Raw genomic sequence first — 13,342 nt, 5'->3', positions numbered from 1 at the left:
AGGGAATGATCGTGGAACAGAAATTACGAGAGGAATTATATCAGACAAATCAAAAGCTGTATGTGGCTATGAGGGCCTTTCAGATGGCGGCGGAGGAGTCGCGCAGCCTGGTGTTTACATATGATCTGAAACGGCAGACTATTTTTGTGGATGAGCAGACGGCCAGAACCTTCGGTGTGGCAGAGGTGCAGCCGGATGTACCCTATGGGATGGTGGGAAGAGGCATTGTATCGGAGGATACTGTGGATGAGTACATCAGGATTCATGAGGAGATATTAAACGGCGGGCTGCAGGCCGAAGGAATTGTAAAGCTGATAACGGTGGATGGAACGCTTTCCGTTCAGAAACTGAAATTTGAGATGATTATGGACGCTGAGGGGAAGCCCAGCGGCACTGCAGTGGGGATTTACCGGGACATCACCGGTCAGTACCAGGATGAAAAGGAACTGAGGCGGTATCAGCGTCTGGACTATGTGATCCAGGCTATGAAAAACGATTATCTGGGCATTTTTGAACTGGATCTGGTGAAAGAGCGTTACTGCGTGCTCCATTGTGGAAGGGAGCATTCATTTCCTCTGCCAATGGAAGGCGATTATAAGGAACTGGTGGATAAGGTGGCAGAGAAACTGATAGCGCCGGAGTTTTTGGAATTAAGCCGTCAGTTTACATCACTGGACAGGATGCGCGGCTGCTTGCCGCGGAAGAACGGGCTGAACTGGAATATATGACGACGGAACCGGGAAATCCCTGGAGAAGATCTGCGATCCGGTGTGTAAAGAGAGTGGATGGCATTCCTGTGCAGGCGGTTGTATTCCAGATGGATATTGACCAGGCGAAATCCGAGCGTCTGAGAAATCAGCTGGCTCTTCAGGAGGCGTACCGGTATGCGGAATCTGCCAATCGTGCCAAGTTGGATTTTATGTCAACTATGAGCCATGATATGAGGACGCCGCTGAATGCGGTTATGGGGATGACTTCCATTGCGCGCACCCGGTTGAATGAGCCGGAGCGGCTGGCACAGTGTCTGGACAGCATTGACGGCGCCGCCAGACATCTCCTTGACCTGGTCAATGAGGTGCTGGACATGAATAAGCTGGAGGCGGGAGCGGCCCGGCTGTGTGAGGCTCGGTTCTCTTTGCGGGAGGCTGTGGACAGCGTACATTCACTGCTTGCTCCTCTGGCAAAGGAACACGGCCACTGCTTTTTTGTTTCCTGTTTCGAGGTCAACCATGTCTGGGTTCTGGGAGACCGGTCCAGATTTGAACAGATTTTGGTAAACCTTCTGTCAAATTCCATTAAATACACGCCGGATGGCGGAACGATTACCCTTTCTGTACGGGAGACTGCCTCAAACAGCGCAAACTACGGAGCATATGAAATCTGTGCAGAGGATAACGGCATTGGAATGAGCCGTGAGTTTAGAGAGGTGATGTTCGAACCCTTTACACGGGCTGAGGACAGCCGTTTTTGCAAGGTCACAGGCACAGGGCTGGGGATGAGTATTACACGGAGCCTGGTTTACATGATGGACGGAGAGATTCAGGTGCATTCAGAGCCGGGGCAGGGAACCTGTATTACAGTCAGCCTTCACCTTAAGGCGGCAAAACAGGATGATACCGGGATGGGAGATGGAAATTCTAACGGAGAGGGAGGAAAAGAACTGCTGGATCTGACGGGGATCCGTATTCTTCTGGCAGAGGATAATGATCTGAATGCAGAAATCGCCAAAGAGCTGCTGGAACATCTTGGGGCGGAGGTAAAACGGGCGGCAAACGGACGTGAAGCGGTACAGATGTTTGAAGCCTCAGCTCAGGGATATTATGACCTTATCTTTATGGACATACAGATGCCAAAGATGAATGGATATGAGGCGGTAAGGCAGATCCGCAGACTGGAACGCACAGATGCAGGCCGTGTGCCGGTTATAGCCATGACGGCAAACGCCTTTGCGGAGGACGTGAAGGCGGCCCTGGGTGCAGGTATGAACGGTCATCTGGTAAAGCCTGCGGATCTGCACAGGATGGCAGAGGCAGCGGTTTCGTCTGTGCAGAGGGGAACCGCCGATGCTTCTTGAATAACGAAAGGCATCCAAGAATACGTTCCATCCTGAATTACTGCCAAAAACAAGGAAAACGCCCGAAAAACAGCAAAAAAAGGACTTGCATTTACACAGATCCTTTGGTACAATATTTATTCGTGACATATTAAATCCTTGCTCCTGAAACTGAAAGCAGGGGCCAGAGACCACAAGGAGGTAAAGCAAGATGAACAAGTACGAATTAACCGTTGTTCTGAATGTGAAGCTTGAAGACGAAGAGCGCGCAGCAGCACTCGAAAAGGTAAAGGGTTACATCACCCGTTTCGGCGGAACCGTAACCAACGTAGATGAGTGGGGTAAGAAGAGACTTGCATATGAGATCCAGAAGATGCATGAGGCTTACTACTACTTCATCCAGTTCGAGTCTGATTCTGTATGCCCGAACGAAGTAGAAGCTCACGTTCGTATTATGGAACCAGTGATCAGATACTTATGCGTAAAGGCTGAGGCATAAGACATACCCAGACCGCTCAGGCGGAATTGAAAAGGAAGTGTGACCGTATGAACAGAGTTATCTTAATGGGCAGATTAACAAGAGATCCGGAAGTAAGATATTCCCAGGGAGAGCGTTCCATGGCAATTGCCAGATACACTCTCGCAGTGGACAGAAGAGGCCGCAGAAGCCAGGATGGAAATTCCGAGCAGACCGCAGATTTTATCAACTGTGTGGCATTTGACCGCGCAGGAGAGTTTGCGGAGAAGTATTTCCGTCAGGGTATGCGTGTGCTGGTATCCGGGCGCATCCAGACAGGAAGCTATGTGAATAAGGACGGTCAGAAGGTATACACCACCGAGGTCATCCTGGATGACCAGGAGTTCGCGGACAGTAAGGGCGCGGCTTCTGATATGGGCGGATATGGACAGTCCGGCTACGGACAGTCTGCGCCATCTCAGAGACCGGCTCCTACCAGCGCGATTGGTGATGGGTTTATGAATATTCCGGACGGAGTTGAGGACGAAGGACTTCCATTCAACTAGACCGGGATTTTTCACGGTGAATAATAAAGGAGGACAACACCAATGGCATTTAACAAGACTGAAAGACCAGAGGGCGCTAAGATGAGAAGACCAGGCGGTATGCGCAGAAGAAAGAAAGTCTGCGTATTCTGCGGCGACAAGAACGGCGTAATTGATTATAAGGACGTAAACAAGCTGAAGAGATACGTATCCGAGAGAGGAAAAATTCTTCCCCGCCGTATCACCGGCAACTGCGCAAAGCATCAGAGAGCGTTAACGGTAGCAATCAAGCGTGCACGCCACATTGCTTTGATGCCTTATACCTGCGAGTGAAATTAAGTAAAATCAAGGGTTTTCGGGCCTTTGGGTAAGTATTTTACTCAAATTTTTACTCCAAAAAGTCTTATAAAAATTTTTGAAAAGACTCTGTATCCTATGTGGTACGGGGTTTTTTTGCGTGTGGAAATATTTTTTTATATGGAGACAGGCAGAGGTATTAGTGGCAATATCTTATAAAAACCCCTTGGCCCGGGGGCATCAATGCGCTATAATAAATCTGTCCGGGCAAAAGTCCGGCAGGAACAGGAGAGGAAACGAATGAAAAAGAACAAAACAGCGGCATTTCTTGCTGCACTGATGGTATCTGCCTGTGCTCCCCAGACATTTTTGGGCGCGTCTAATGTGATCGTAGCGGAGGCGCATAGCGGCCGTACCGATGCAAACGGAGGCCACAGGGATAAGAAAAATGTAAGCGGTCTTGGATCTTACCACTACCACTGCGGCGGTCATCCGGCCCATCTGCATACGAATGGTGTCTGCCCATACGGCAAGAATACAGGCGCCTTGGGTTCTGCAGCAGCAGCGGCGGCGCCGGCTCCGGCTAAGACTAAGACAGAGCCGGCTGTACCGGAAAATATTTCTCTGGTATTTGACGCAAAATACTATGCGGATAACAATTCAGACCTTTATGCTGCGTACGGGTATGATAAAAGCAAGCTGCTGAATCATTTTCTGACAGACGGTATGAAAGAAGGAAGAATTGCCTGTGAGGGATTTAATGTGAATACTTACAAGGAAAATAATGCGGATCTGGCGGGCGCATACGGAGATGATCTGTCTGCGTACTATACCCATTATATGAATTGCGGCTGGGCTGAAAATCGGGTTTGCCGCTGAAGCAATGGGGCTGAAAAAGGGATTTTTACCCATATGTTTTACAAAAACTCAATGTAAGCAAATGTAACATTGATAAAAAATGCACAATACTACGAAACAGAACAAATTTTACAAAAATAATGCCATGATTTTCATATTTTCTACAAAATAAAATATTTCTATTTAAAAAGGGTAAATACCTGTGGTAAAATAGAAAGCAAAGATTGTTCACAAAGGAAAGGAGAACATTTATCATGGCACTTTTAAATTATGACGTGTTGAAGAAATCCGGCTATGACGGATATATCCTGGAGGATGCCCCTGTAAAAGTCCTTCAGTTTGGCGAGGGAAATTTCCTCCGCGCGTTTGTGGATTACTGGTTTGATCTTGCGAATGAAAAGGCCGGATGGAACGGAAAGTGCTGCCTGGTACAGCCTATCGCTCCGGGCCTGGCAAAGATGATCAATGAGCAGGAAGGTCTGTATACTCTGTATCTGCGTGGAAGCGAGAACGGCAAAAAGGTAGATGACAAGCGTGTGATCTCCAGCGTTGCAGGCTGCTTAAACCCATATGAAGAGGCTGATTATGAGAAGATGATGGAGGTCGCAGTAAGTGATGACCTTGAGATTATCGTTTCTAATACCACTGAGGCAGGTATTCAGTACGACCCTTCCTGTCAGAAGGATGACTGCCCTCCTGCAAGCTTCCCTGCAAAGCTGACCCAGGTGCTGTACCGCCGTTATCAGGCTGGAAAGTCCGGCATTATCATGCTGGCCTGCGAGCTGATCGACAATAACGGCAAGGAGCTGTTAAAGTGCGTAAACCAGTATATCGAGCAGTGGGGCCTTGAGGACGGATTTAAGAAATATGTCAATGAGGACTGCACGTTCTGCGGCTCTCTGGTGGACCGTATTGTTCCTGGACGGATTCGCGATGCCGAGGAAGTAAAGGCGCTGGATGCCAAGAACGGTTATGAGGATCCTCTGACAGACGTTGGTGAAGTATTTGGCGTATGGGTAATCGAGGGTGATGAGAAGTTAAATGACGTTCTGCCTTTTAAGAAGGCCGGTCTGATGGACAAGGTATTCGTAGTGCCTGATATGAGCCCATACAAGAAGAGAAAGGTACGCATCTTAAACGGCGCACATACCGGCTTTGTTCTGGGCGCATACCTGGCAGGCGAGAATATCGTCCGCGACTGTATGAATGATGAAGTGATCAAGGGCTTTATGAACAAGATGCTGTATGACGAGGTGATCCCGACCCTTCCTCTGGATAAGGATGATCTGTTAAAGTTTGCATCAGCCGTATCCGATCGTTTCAACAACCCCTTTGTAAACCATGAACTGATGAGCATTTCCTTAAATTCCACCTCTAAGTGGAAGGCGAGAAATATGCCGTCCTTCCTGGAGTACATCAAGGAAGAGGGCAAGCTGCCTGAGTGCCTGACCATGTCCCTGGCTGCGTATATTGCATTTTACAGCAATGATATTCAGGCTCTTACCGAGGCCGGTCTTGTATGCAGACGCCCGGCAGGCGATGAGTACACAGTAAGCGATGACCGCTGGGTACTGGAATTCTACAATGACCACAAGTCATATTCTGAAGAGGCTCTGGTACACGCTGTCCTGACCAATGAGAAGATGTGGGATCAGGATCTTACAAAGATCGAGGGCCTGGAGGCTAAGGTAGTAGAGAACTTAAAGAAGATCCACACAGAAGGCGCAAGGGCTGCATACGCAAGCTGCCTGTAATCCACCGGATTCCCTTTGCGGGGAACTGTAAAATAAGTACCGCAGAAAGCAATATAAGCTGCTTTCTGCGGTATTTTTAATTAGCCAGTTAAAAGTGCCTCAGCGTTTCCGGCCGTGAAATGTTTGGATAGGATGCCATCAGACTCTCTTTCATCAGATTATGTAAAAGTGTTCATTATTCCCCTGCATAATTGCATGAACAGGTTTGAAAAAAGGGAAACAGGGATATCCTCTGTTTCGTTTTTATGGTAGAATATACGGGAGGAAGCAAAGGAGAAATGGAGGATGAAAAAGAAATATTTTACACGGGTAGACCGACAGGTTGCAGTGCTGTTGGGGGCGGTACTGATCCTATTCAGCATATCCATATTTTGGGTAAGCACTCAGATTTATTATGACACGATCCGTAAAAACCTTACCAGTCGTGTGGAAAGCATTCATGCGTATATTGAGCATCAACTGACCCCGGAAGGGATTCTGGAAATTGATGATCAGCAGGATATGGATTGCGAGAGCTACCTGAACCTGAAGGAAAGGCTGGAGGAGATACGGGAGATTGGAGATCTGATGTATCTGTATACGGCAAAAAAGAATGAGGCCGGACAGCTTGTATATGTTGTGGATGGACTGCCTGAGACAGCTGAGGATTTCCGATATCCCGGCGATTTGATTGAACCTGAAATACAGCCGGAACTGGAACGGGCGCTGGCGGGAGAAACCGTATTGCCTGAGAAGATTCTTGGAACCGGATGGGGAGATATTTTTATTGCATACTATCCCCTGCATGACCGTGAGGGGATGGTAGTGGGAGCTCTTGGCATAGAGATCCGGGCGGATGTGGAGGCGGCTGCATTTAAGCGCCTGACGGAAGCAGTCTGTATGACCTGCCTGCTTTTCTGTACCATTGCCTTTGGAATTTCTATTTTTGTTTTCCGAAGGATATCCAATCCATTATACAGGGATATGTCCAATACGGATTTTATGACAAACCTGAAAAATCGAAATTCCTATGAGACAGACCGGAAGAACCTGACTGCCCGAAAGAAAATGAATGATATGACGGTGGCAGTGGTGGATGTGAATAACCTGAAACTTGCAAATGACCGGCTGGGACATCATATTGGGGACGAATGTATCATGACTGCCGCAAAGTTGCTGCACAGTACAGAATCAAGTAAAATCACAGCATACCGCTATGGCGGAGATGAATTTGTAATACTGATGGAGGACCAGCCAGACCCTGAGGAGCTCTTTGGACAGATCAGAGAAAAATTCCGGGCCTATGCAGAGAATCTGGAAGTACCGGTCGCTTTGGCAGTGGGATACGCGGCATTTGATGAAAAACTGGATCGTGATATAGCGGACACACAGAAACGTGCGGACGAGCGGATGTATCAGGATAAAATGAAGATAAAACAGGAAGAGGAGAGAACCGGATCGAAATGATCCGGTCTTTGCTTTTTTGAAAGCGGTTAGCCGCTTGTCAGAAAAATCCCATCCCATATTGAACTGTTTGATTCATATCAGATTTATCCTGGCTTTAAGATGGCGGGAGATGCTGACATTATCTGTGGGAGGGACGCACAGATTAAAAAAAAAATTAGCACTCACCTATTGACAGTGCTAATAATAAGTGTTATATTACATATAGAACAAATGAAAAGGAAATGAAAGAAAAAAATCGTTTTCTTCCCAGAAGTTCCCCTTTCGGATCTGTGAAGGATCCGGGAAGGATAAGAAGGTACACGATAGTAAACAGGTTTCAGGAAAAAGGAGAGATGACTTATGTTGATGCCTAGTATTTTTGGAGAAGATATGTTTGATGATTTTATGAGAGATTTTCCGTTTTTTGATGACAGAGATGAGAAGAGGGCAGAGAGAAAGCTTTACGGGCGCAGAGGCAAAAATCTTATGAAAACTGATGTGAAGGAAACAGATCAGGGATATGAATTGGAAATGGATCTTCCTGGCTTTGCAAAGGATGAGATCAGAGTTTCTCTGGAAAATGGATACATGACCATCAGCGCTGCCAAGGGCCTGGATCAGGACGAAAAAGAGAAGGATTCCGGCCGTTACATCCGCAGAGAGCGGTATGCAGGCGCCTGCCAGCGTTCCTTCTATATAGGAGAGGATATTACAGAAGAGGATATTAAAGGCGAGTTTAAGCACGGCATCTTAAAGCTGTTTGTGCCAAAGAAGGAAGCAAAGCCGACAGTAGAACAGAAGAAGTTTATTACGATTGAATAAAGGCAGAAGGATGGTTGGCGTCACTGCTGAGCCATGGAAAGAGGGATCGGCTGCTTTCGATATCAGGGTTTGTATCTAGTTTACTCTCTACTGGACAAAAGACCAGGGATTTGATATAGTGGAACAAGATAAAAAGAGGGAGGGGAAACCGTATGCCGAGCCCCCCCCATCAAACAAAAAGGAGAGTATCACAATGGCAAATCCAGTTGTTACCATCACAATGACAAACGGCGATGTGATGAAAGCAGAGTTATATCCACAGACCGCTCCCAACACAGTTAATAATTTTATCAGTCTTGTATCTAAGGGGTATTATGACGGTCTGATCTTTCACCGCGTCATCCGCGGTTTTATGATTCAGGGCGGCTGCCCTCAGGGAACGGGAATGGGAGGCCCAGGCTACTGCATTAAGGGAGAGTTTTCTCAGAATGGATTTAACAATGATTTAAAGCATACAGAGGGCGTTCTTTCCATGGCAAGAGCCATACATCCCGATTCAGCAGGCTCTCAGTTCTTCATCATGCATGAGACCTCCCCTCATCTGGACGGCGCATATGCAGCATTCGGAAAGATTACCGAGGGTATGGATGTGGTGAACCGGATTGCTGGAGAGCGCACCGATTACAGCGACCGTCCCTTAAATGAGCAGAAGATTCAGTCCATGACCGTTGAGACCTTTGGGGAGACATATCCTGAACCGGAGAAGTGCTGATATGATCCAGGAGCGGAGGATTTGGATTGAGGGAACAGAGTACAGACTTCTAATATCAGATGAACCGCAGGCCCTTCTGGCAGCCCAGGCTGCCGGAAGGGCTGTTTTGGGTGTAGAGGATCCTGCTGCAGAAAAATGGACTATGCGGGGAATCCCCTATGTGGTTCCAGGCTGGGAGGAGATTACAGAGGAACTGGAGGAGATGGTTCTGCGCCGCCGCCTGGGATTTCCCTGGATCATAGCTGCTTCGGATCGTTTGACGATCCGGGAGTTTGTAAAAGCGGACGCAGGGCAGATACCTGTAGAGGAGTGTACTCTGGAGGAGGAGCACTTCCGATCAGAAGAGGCCATGGAGCAGTACATTAGAAATCAGTATGCTTTTTATGAGTACGGCATTTGGGCGCTGGTGGAAAAGGAAGATTCTAAACTCATCGGAATGGCGGGGGTGACGGCTCCGGGGGAGAAGATTTTCAGAAACTTTAAACTTGAGCCACTGCCTTTCCAGGAGCAGTGGCTGGAGCTGGGGTACCATATTTTTGAACCATACAGGGGAAAAGGATATGCAAAAGAGGCTGCTGCCATGGTACGCTCCTATGCTCATGATGTGCTGTCAGCCCGTCTCATTGCTGTGATCCACGAAAAAAATCAGGCCTCCCGCGCAGTGGCGGAAAGCCTGAAAATGAAGCTGATTCCTGAAAGGGATCCTGGGTGCGCCGCAGCTATTCTCCCGCAGAACGGAACAGATACTCAATGGCAGAACGGACATCTTCTGTATGGTGAGTGCTGCTTATCACTGCCAGATAGGGAGGATTCATGACGATTCCTGTGTCGCTGTGCAGTGAGGAGGTCTCCAGAGAGACAGCTGCGGGAACCGTAGAGCCATCTTCGTCTGATACATAGAGAAGCTGATTTTCCAGCTTTTTATAGAGATCTTCCGGCAGAAGTTCTCTCAGATCCATATAGGCATCCATATTTTCATAGTGGCGGATCGTGGCTTCGTCTGTAATCATAATGTCTAACATCCCTCCGGATACCAGGGCTGCAATTTTTGCCATGCTTGCATAGGAATACTGGGACATGGTTTCTTCGTTGGTATCAAGATAGAGACCTTCATTGATTTCAATGATGTCTTTTTTTTGGCAGTTAAGGGCATTTCTCAGTCCTTCCATCAGAGGAGCGGTGGAAGAGGCTCCGCCGGAGCGGTCATTGATGATAGCCATGGAGAGCCGTGTGGTAAAGGACTGACGGTACAGTGAGGTGCCTATAACCCACAGGATGACAAAGGCAATCAATACCAGGAGCATATGGAATTTATAATATTCCCAGACGTACCAGATCCGGTCTTTCCAGGACATATATTTGAGTTTTTCTTTTTCTGATTTGGCTTCTTGTTTTAAATTCATGGGTTCCAATTCCTTCCATATATAATGCGGACATAGCTGTGTGAGAACAGCCGTCCCGACGCTTTGGATAATTATCATCCATTATAGGCTATTTCCTATCCCTGTGCAACTATCCCTTTGCAATTTTCAGCGAATATGGTACAATGTTTTGTAATATCGTTTAGAAAGAAGAGGATTCATCATGCTTCAAGGCTTATTTAATTATGACAACCCGGTATGGCGGTTTATTGGAAAGTTGGGGGATCTGATCTTACTGAATATTCTCTGGATTGTCTGCTCGATTCCCATTGTCACTGCAGGCGCCTCAACCACAGCTGTATACTATGTGACCTTAAAACTGGTTCGTGATGAGAATGATTCTACAATTAAGAACTTTTTTCACTCCTTTAAGGAAAATTTTAAGCAGTCCACCATTATCTGGCTGCTTCTGATGGCGGCGGGGACTCTGCTGGCGTTTGATTTCTGGTTCTTTCTGACCGGTCAGATGCACAGTCTTACCGGGACGCCGAAGCTGCTTATGACGGCAGTATTCGGAGGCCTTCTGCTGGTGTATCTGTTTATTGCGACCTATGTCTTTGCTCTTCAGTCTCGTTTCTACAATCCTGTGAAACGCACACTGTTTAATGCCTTTTTCATGTCTGTGCGCCATCTGCTCCAGACCATTGGAATCATTGCCATTGATGTGATCGTAGCTGCGCTTTCTTACTTCGGCCTGTATTTTCTGCCTCAGGTGGCCATGCTGTTAGTGCTCTTTGGTTTTCCGCTGATCGCATTTATCAATTCATACTTTTTTACATCTATCTTCCAGAAGTATATGCCTAAGGAGGAAGAACATAAGGAACACGATATAGTACCTTTGTTAGACGATGAAGATAAAGACGTAGAAGAGGCCATCAATCATTTAAAAGGAAAATAATGGATTGCTTTAATCACTGCACGGGACGTTTCTTGGGAGGCGTCCCGTGCAGTGGTTTATCAGAAAAGGCCGTCAGAGGCGTTCATTCCCTGTCGCTTCGTGGAGATGTCCAAATAAAAGGTCATTTTTTGTATATTTTACATATTGAAAATCGCGCCATTTTATTGTATACAATGTTATGTATTATAAAAACAGCAGCAGGAACAATAAAGAAAAAGGGAGCAGTGGGAATGATTGCGCATTTACGCTTAAAGGCATACGGAAAGATCAATCTGGCTCTGGACGTACTGGGAAGAAAGCCGGACGGCTACCATGAGGTCCGCATGGTCATGCAGACGGTAGGGCTCCATGACCGGATTGATCTGTACCGTACCAGAGAGCCGGGGATCCGGCTGGAGACCAATCTGTTTTATCTGCCGGACAACGAGCAGAATCTGGCATATCGGGCGGCAGCTCTGTTGTTTGAAGAGTTTGGAATCAAGGAGGGTCTGTCCATCCGTCTGAGAAAGTTTATCCCCGTATCCGCAGGGATGGCCGGCGGAAGTACGGATGCGGCTGCGGTACTCTATGGCGTAAACCGTATGTTTGGTCTGGAGCTTACTCTGCAGGAACTTATGGAACGGGGGGTAAAGCTTGGCGCGGATATTCCCTACTGCATTATGCGCGGCACAGCCCTTTCTGAAGGAATAGGAGAGAAACTGACCAGACTTCCGGCGATCCCCCAGTGTCAGGTGCTGATCGCAAAGCCAGGGATCAGCGTTTCCACGAAAACAGTGTACGAAAGTCTGGACGCCATGGATCTAAAACCAGAGGATCACCCGGATATCGACGGGATGATCGAGGAGATCCGCAAAAAAGACCTCTACGCAGTGGCGGGAAAATTTGGAAATGTTCTTGAACGGGTGACGGCAGGCCGTTATCCAGTGATCGGTCAGATCGAGGATCTGATGAAGGAACAGGGAGCGGTGAATGCCATGATGAGCGGAAGCGGCCCTACCGTGTTCGGATTGTTTACCAATCCGGCGGCGGCAAGAAAGGCCTACCAGGTTCTGCGCTACGGTGAAGGCTCCGGTCTGGCAAAGCAGGTATACCTGACGAATTTTTTTAATATTGGAAAAAGCACGGCCGGCAGGCCGCGAAGATAAGGGGAGAGTAAGGTCATGGACAACAATTTCAAGGTAAATATGAACGAGTATCTGCCGCTGCGTGACGTGGTGTTTAATACCCTGCGTCAGGCGATCTTAAAGGGTGAGCTGGCTCCGGGTGAGCGCCTGATGGAGATTCAGCTGGCTGAGAAGCTGGGCGTAAGCCGCACTCCCATCCGCGAGGCGATCCGCAAGCTGGAGCTGGAAGGCCTGGTGCTAATGATCCCGCGCAAGGGAGCGGAAGTGGCAAAGATTTCGGAAAAGAGCCTCAGAGACGTGCTGGAGGTGCGCCGGTCTTTAGAGGAACTGGCGATTGAACTGGCCTGCCAGCGGATGACGCAGGAGGATCTGGTGCAGCTGGAGCAGAGGCAGGAGATTTTCTGCAGGGCCATCCGCAGCGGCAGTCCCATGGAAATGGCAGAGAGCGACGAGGCATTTCATGATGTGATTTATCTCAGCACGGGAAATGACAAGCTGGTGCAGATGCTGAATAATCTGCGGGAGCAGATGTACCGCTACCGTCTGGAATATATTAAAGATGCAGACAAGCGCCAGGTGCTGATGGTAGAGCATGAACATATTTTAAATGCCTTAAAGGGCAGAAATTTAAGCGAGGCCAAGCTGGCGGCCAGGGAGCATATCGATAACCAGGAGATCACGGTTTCAAAGAATATTAAGGAGCAGGAGGAAAATATTCTTCCTGGCCGCGGGAGAAGGTAAAGATGGAAGAGAAGAATTTTAAGGAACGTTATCTGGCGGGAGAGATCGGGTTTGAGGAAATTGACCGCTATATCAGCCGGTGGAACAACAGCGATGATGAGAGAACTCTGGCCAACTATCTGGGACTGAACGAAGAGGAAGAGGACATCTGGATCGATGACAGCGATGAAGCGCTGCAGGAAATGCTGGACCGGCAGAAACAGTAGGGCAAAAACAAGAGCGTAAGACAAGGCAG

The 13,342-nt window shown here is 47.9% G+C and carries 16 protein-coding genes; 15 read left to right on the top strand and 1 reads right to left on the bottom strand.

Features of this window, described 5'->3' with window-relative positions; all coding sequences use genetic code 11:
• The first annotated feature begins 11 nt into the window (after positions 1–11).
• The 11 genes from HW447_RS09300 (at position 12) to HW447_RS09250 (ending at position 9,740) form a co-directional block, all read left to right on the top strand.
• Entirely contained in the window at positions 12–728 is a 717-nt protein-coding gene (locus HW447_RS09300; protein ID WP_176255025.1) for a hypothetical protein, read from the top strand.
• Positions 725–2,074, top strand: a complete 1,350-nt coding sequence (locus HW447_RS09295; RefSeq protein WP_176255024.1) for an ATP-binding protein — start codon at positions 725–727, stop codon at positions 2,072–2,074. The genes HW447_RS09300 and HW447_RS09295 overlap by 4 nt, the downstream gene beginning before the upstream one ends.
• Positions 2,075–2,264: 190 nt before the next feature.
• Positions 2,265–2,552 (top strand): 30S ribosomal protein S6, encoded by a 288-nt coding sequence (gene rpsF, locus HW447_RS09290; protein WP_066544744.1) that lies wholly within the window; start codon positions 2,265–2,267, stop codon positions 2,550–2,552.
• A gap of 47 nt (positions 2,553–2,599) precedes the next feature.
• Positions 2,600–3,076 carry a single-stranded DNA-binding protein gene (locus tag HW447_RS09285; protein WP_176255023.1) on the top strand — a complete coding sequence of 159 codons (477 nt, stop codon included), beginning with the start codon at positions 2,600–2,602 and terminating at the stop codon, positions 3,074–3,076.
• 42 nt (positions 3,077–3,118) lie between these two features.
• A complete protein-coding gene (gene rpsR / locus HW447_RS09280) occupies positions 3,119–3,388 on the top strand; it encodes a 30S ribosomal protein S18 (protein WP_066544740.1) in 270 nt (89 codons plus the stop codon).
• A gap of 264 nt (positions 3,389–3,652) precedes the next feature.
• Positions 3,653–4,231, top strand: a complete 579-nt coding sequence (locus HW447_RS09275) for a YHYH domain-containing protein (protein WP_330589142.1) — start codon at positions 3,653–3,655, stop codon at positions 4,229–4,231.
• A 233-nt stretch (positions 4,232–4,464) separates the two neighbouring features.
• On the top strand, positions 4,465–5,964 hold the full coding sequence (locus tag HW447_RS09270; RefSeq protein ID WP_176255022.1) for a tagaturonate reductase: 1,500 nt from the start codon (positions 4,465–4,467) through the stop codon (positions 5,962–5,964).
• A 285-nt stretch (positions 5,965–6,249) separates the two neighbouring features.
• Positions 6,250–7,410, top strand: a complete 1,161-nt coding sequence (locus HW447_RS18005; protein WP_176255021.1) for a GGDEF domain-containing protein — start codon at positions 6,250–6,252, stop codon at positions 7,408–7,410.
• A gap of 339 nt (positions 7,411–7,749) precedes the next feature.
• On the top strand, positions 7,750–8,211 hold the full coding sequence (locus HW447_RS09260; RefSeq protein WP_176255020.1) for an Hsp20/alpha crystallin family protein: 462 nt from the start codon (positions 7,750–7,752) through the stop codon (positions 8,209–8,211).
• Between the two features lie 193 nt (positions 8,212–8,404).
• Positions 8,405–8,923 carry a peptidylprolyl isomerase gene (locus HW447_RS09255; RefSeq protein WP_176255019.1) on the top strand — a complete coding sequence of 173 codons (519 nt, stop codon included), beginning with the start codon at positions 8,405–8,407 and terminating at the stop codon, positions 8,921–8,923.
• Position 8,924: 1 nt separating this feature from the next.
• Positions 8,925–9,740 (top strand): GNAT family N-acetyltransferase, encoded by an 816-nt coding sequence (locus tag HW447_RS09250; protein ID WP_176255018.1) that lies wholly within the window; start codon positions 8,925–8,927, stop codon positions 9,738–9,740.
• Here HW447_RS09250 and HW447_RS09245 read toward each other — a convergent pair.
• Positions 9,643–10,326 carry a hypothetical protein gene (locus tag HW447_RS09245; RefSeq protein WP_243176260.1) on the bottom strand — a complete coding sequence of 228 codons (684 nt, stop codon included), beginning with the start codon at positions 10,324–10,326 and terminating at the stop codon, positions 9,643–9,645. The two genes, HW447_RS09250 and HW447_RS09245, sit on opposite strands and share 98 nt — an antisense overlap.
• A gap of 181 nt (positions 10,327–10,507) precedes the next feature.
• On the opposite strand from HW447_RS09245, the gene HW447_RS09240 reads away from it, so the two are divergent.
• From HW447_RS09240 to HW447_RS09225, 4 genes are all read left to right on the top strand, one after another.
• On the top strand, positions 10,508–11,242 hold the full coding sequence (locus tag HW447_RS09240; RefSeq protein WP_176255017.1) for a YesL family protein: 735 nt from the start codon (positions 10,508–10,510) through the stop codon (positions 11,240–11,242).
• 230 nt (positions 11,243–11,472) lie between these two features.
• Complete coding sequence (ispE, locus tag HW447_RS09235) at positions 11,473–12,387, top strand: 4-(cytidine 5'-diphospho)-2-C-methyl-D-erythritol kinase (protein ID WP_176255016.1); 915 nt, start codon at positions 11,473–11,475, stop codon at positions 12,385–12,387.
• 15 nt (positions 12,388–12,402) lie between these two features.
• Complete coding sequence (locus tag HW447_RS09230) at positions 12,403–13,107, top strand: GntR family transcriptional regulator (RefSeq protein WP_176255015.1); 705 nt, start codon at positions 12,403–12,405, stop codon at positions 13,105–13,107.
• 2 nt (positions 13,108–13,109) lie between these two features.
• Complete coding sequence (locus HW447_RS09225; RefSeq protein WP_176255014.1) at positions 13,110–13,313, top strand: hypothetical protein; 204 nt, start codon at positions 13,110–13,112, stop codon at positions 13,311–13,313.
• The last annotated feature ends 29 nt before the right edge of the window (positions 13,314–13,342 follow it).

The sequence above is a fragment of the Enterocloster alcoholdehydrogenati genome (assembly GCF_013282095.1).
Taxonomy (GTDB): Bacteria; Bacillota; Clostridia; order Lachnospirales; family Lachnospiraceae; genus Enterocloster; species Enterocloster alcoholdehydrogenati.
The sequence above is the reverse complement of the archived record's forward strand: the minus strand, read 5'-3'. Positions and strand labels throughout refer to the sequence as shown.

Bases quoted from the DNA above. Each gene is read 5' to 3' on its own strand.
- HW447_RS09295 (WP_176255024.1), top strand. From the start codon at position 725: ATGACGACGGAACCGGGAAATCCCTGGAGAAGATCTGCGATCCGGTGT.
- ispE (WP_176255016.1), top strand. From the start codon at position 11,473: ATGATTGCGCATTTACGCTTAAAGGCATACGGAAAGATCAATCTGGCT.
- HW447_RS09240 (WP_176255017.1), top strand. From the start codon at position 10,508: ATGCTTCAAGGCTTATTTAATTATGACAACCCGGTATGGCGGTTTATT.
- HW447_RS09255 (WP_176255019.1), top strand. From the start codon at position 8,405: ATGGCAAATCCAGTTGTTACCATCACAATGACAAACGGCGATGTGATG.
- HW447_RS09260 (WP_176255020.1), top strand. From the start codon at position 7,750: ATGTTGATGCCTAGTATTTTTGGAGAAGATATGTTTGATGATTTTATG.
- HW447_RS09250 (WP_176255018.1), top strand. From the start codon at position 8,925: ATGATCCAGGAGCGGAGGATTTGGATTGAGGGAACAGAGTACAGACTT.
- HW447_RS09230 (WP_176255015.1), top strand. From the start codon at position 12,403: ATGGACAACAATTTCAAGGTAAATATGAACGAGTATCTGCCGCTGCGT.
- HW447_RS18005 (WP_176255021.1), top strand. From the start codon at position 6,250: ATGAAAAAGAAATATTTTACACGGGTAGACCGACAGGTTGCAGTGCTG.
- HW447_RS09245 (WP_243176260.1), bottom strand. From the start codon at position 10,326: ATGAATTTAAAACAAGAAGCCAAATCAGAAAAAGAAAAACTCAAATAT.
- rpsF (WP_066544744.1), top strand. From the start codon at position 2,265: ATGAACAAGTACGAATTAACCGTTGTTCTGAATGTGAAGCTTGAAGAC.
- HW447_RS09270 (WP_176255022.1), top strand. From the start codon at position 4,465: ATGGCACTTTTAAATTATGACGTGTTGAAGAAATCCGGCTATGACGGA.
- HW447_RS09285 (WP_176255023.1), top strand. From the start codon at position 2,600: ATGAACAGAGTTATCTTAATGGGCAGATTAACAAGAGATCCGGAAGTA.
- HW447_RS09275 (WP_330589142.1), top strand. From the start codon at position 3,653: ATGAAAAAGAACAAAACAGCGGCATTTCTTGCTGCACTGATGGTATCT.
- rpsR (WP_066544740.1), top strand. From the start codon at position 3,119: ATGGCATTTAACAAGACTGAAAGACCAGAGGGCGCTAAGATGAGAAGA.
- HW447_RS09225 (WP_176255014.1), top strand. From the start codon at position 13,110: ATGGAAGAGAAGAATTTTAAGGAACGTTATCTGGCGGGAGAGATCGGG.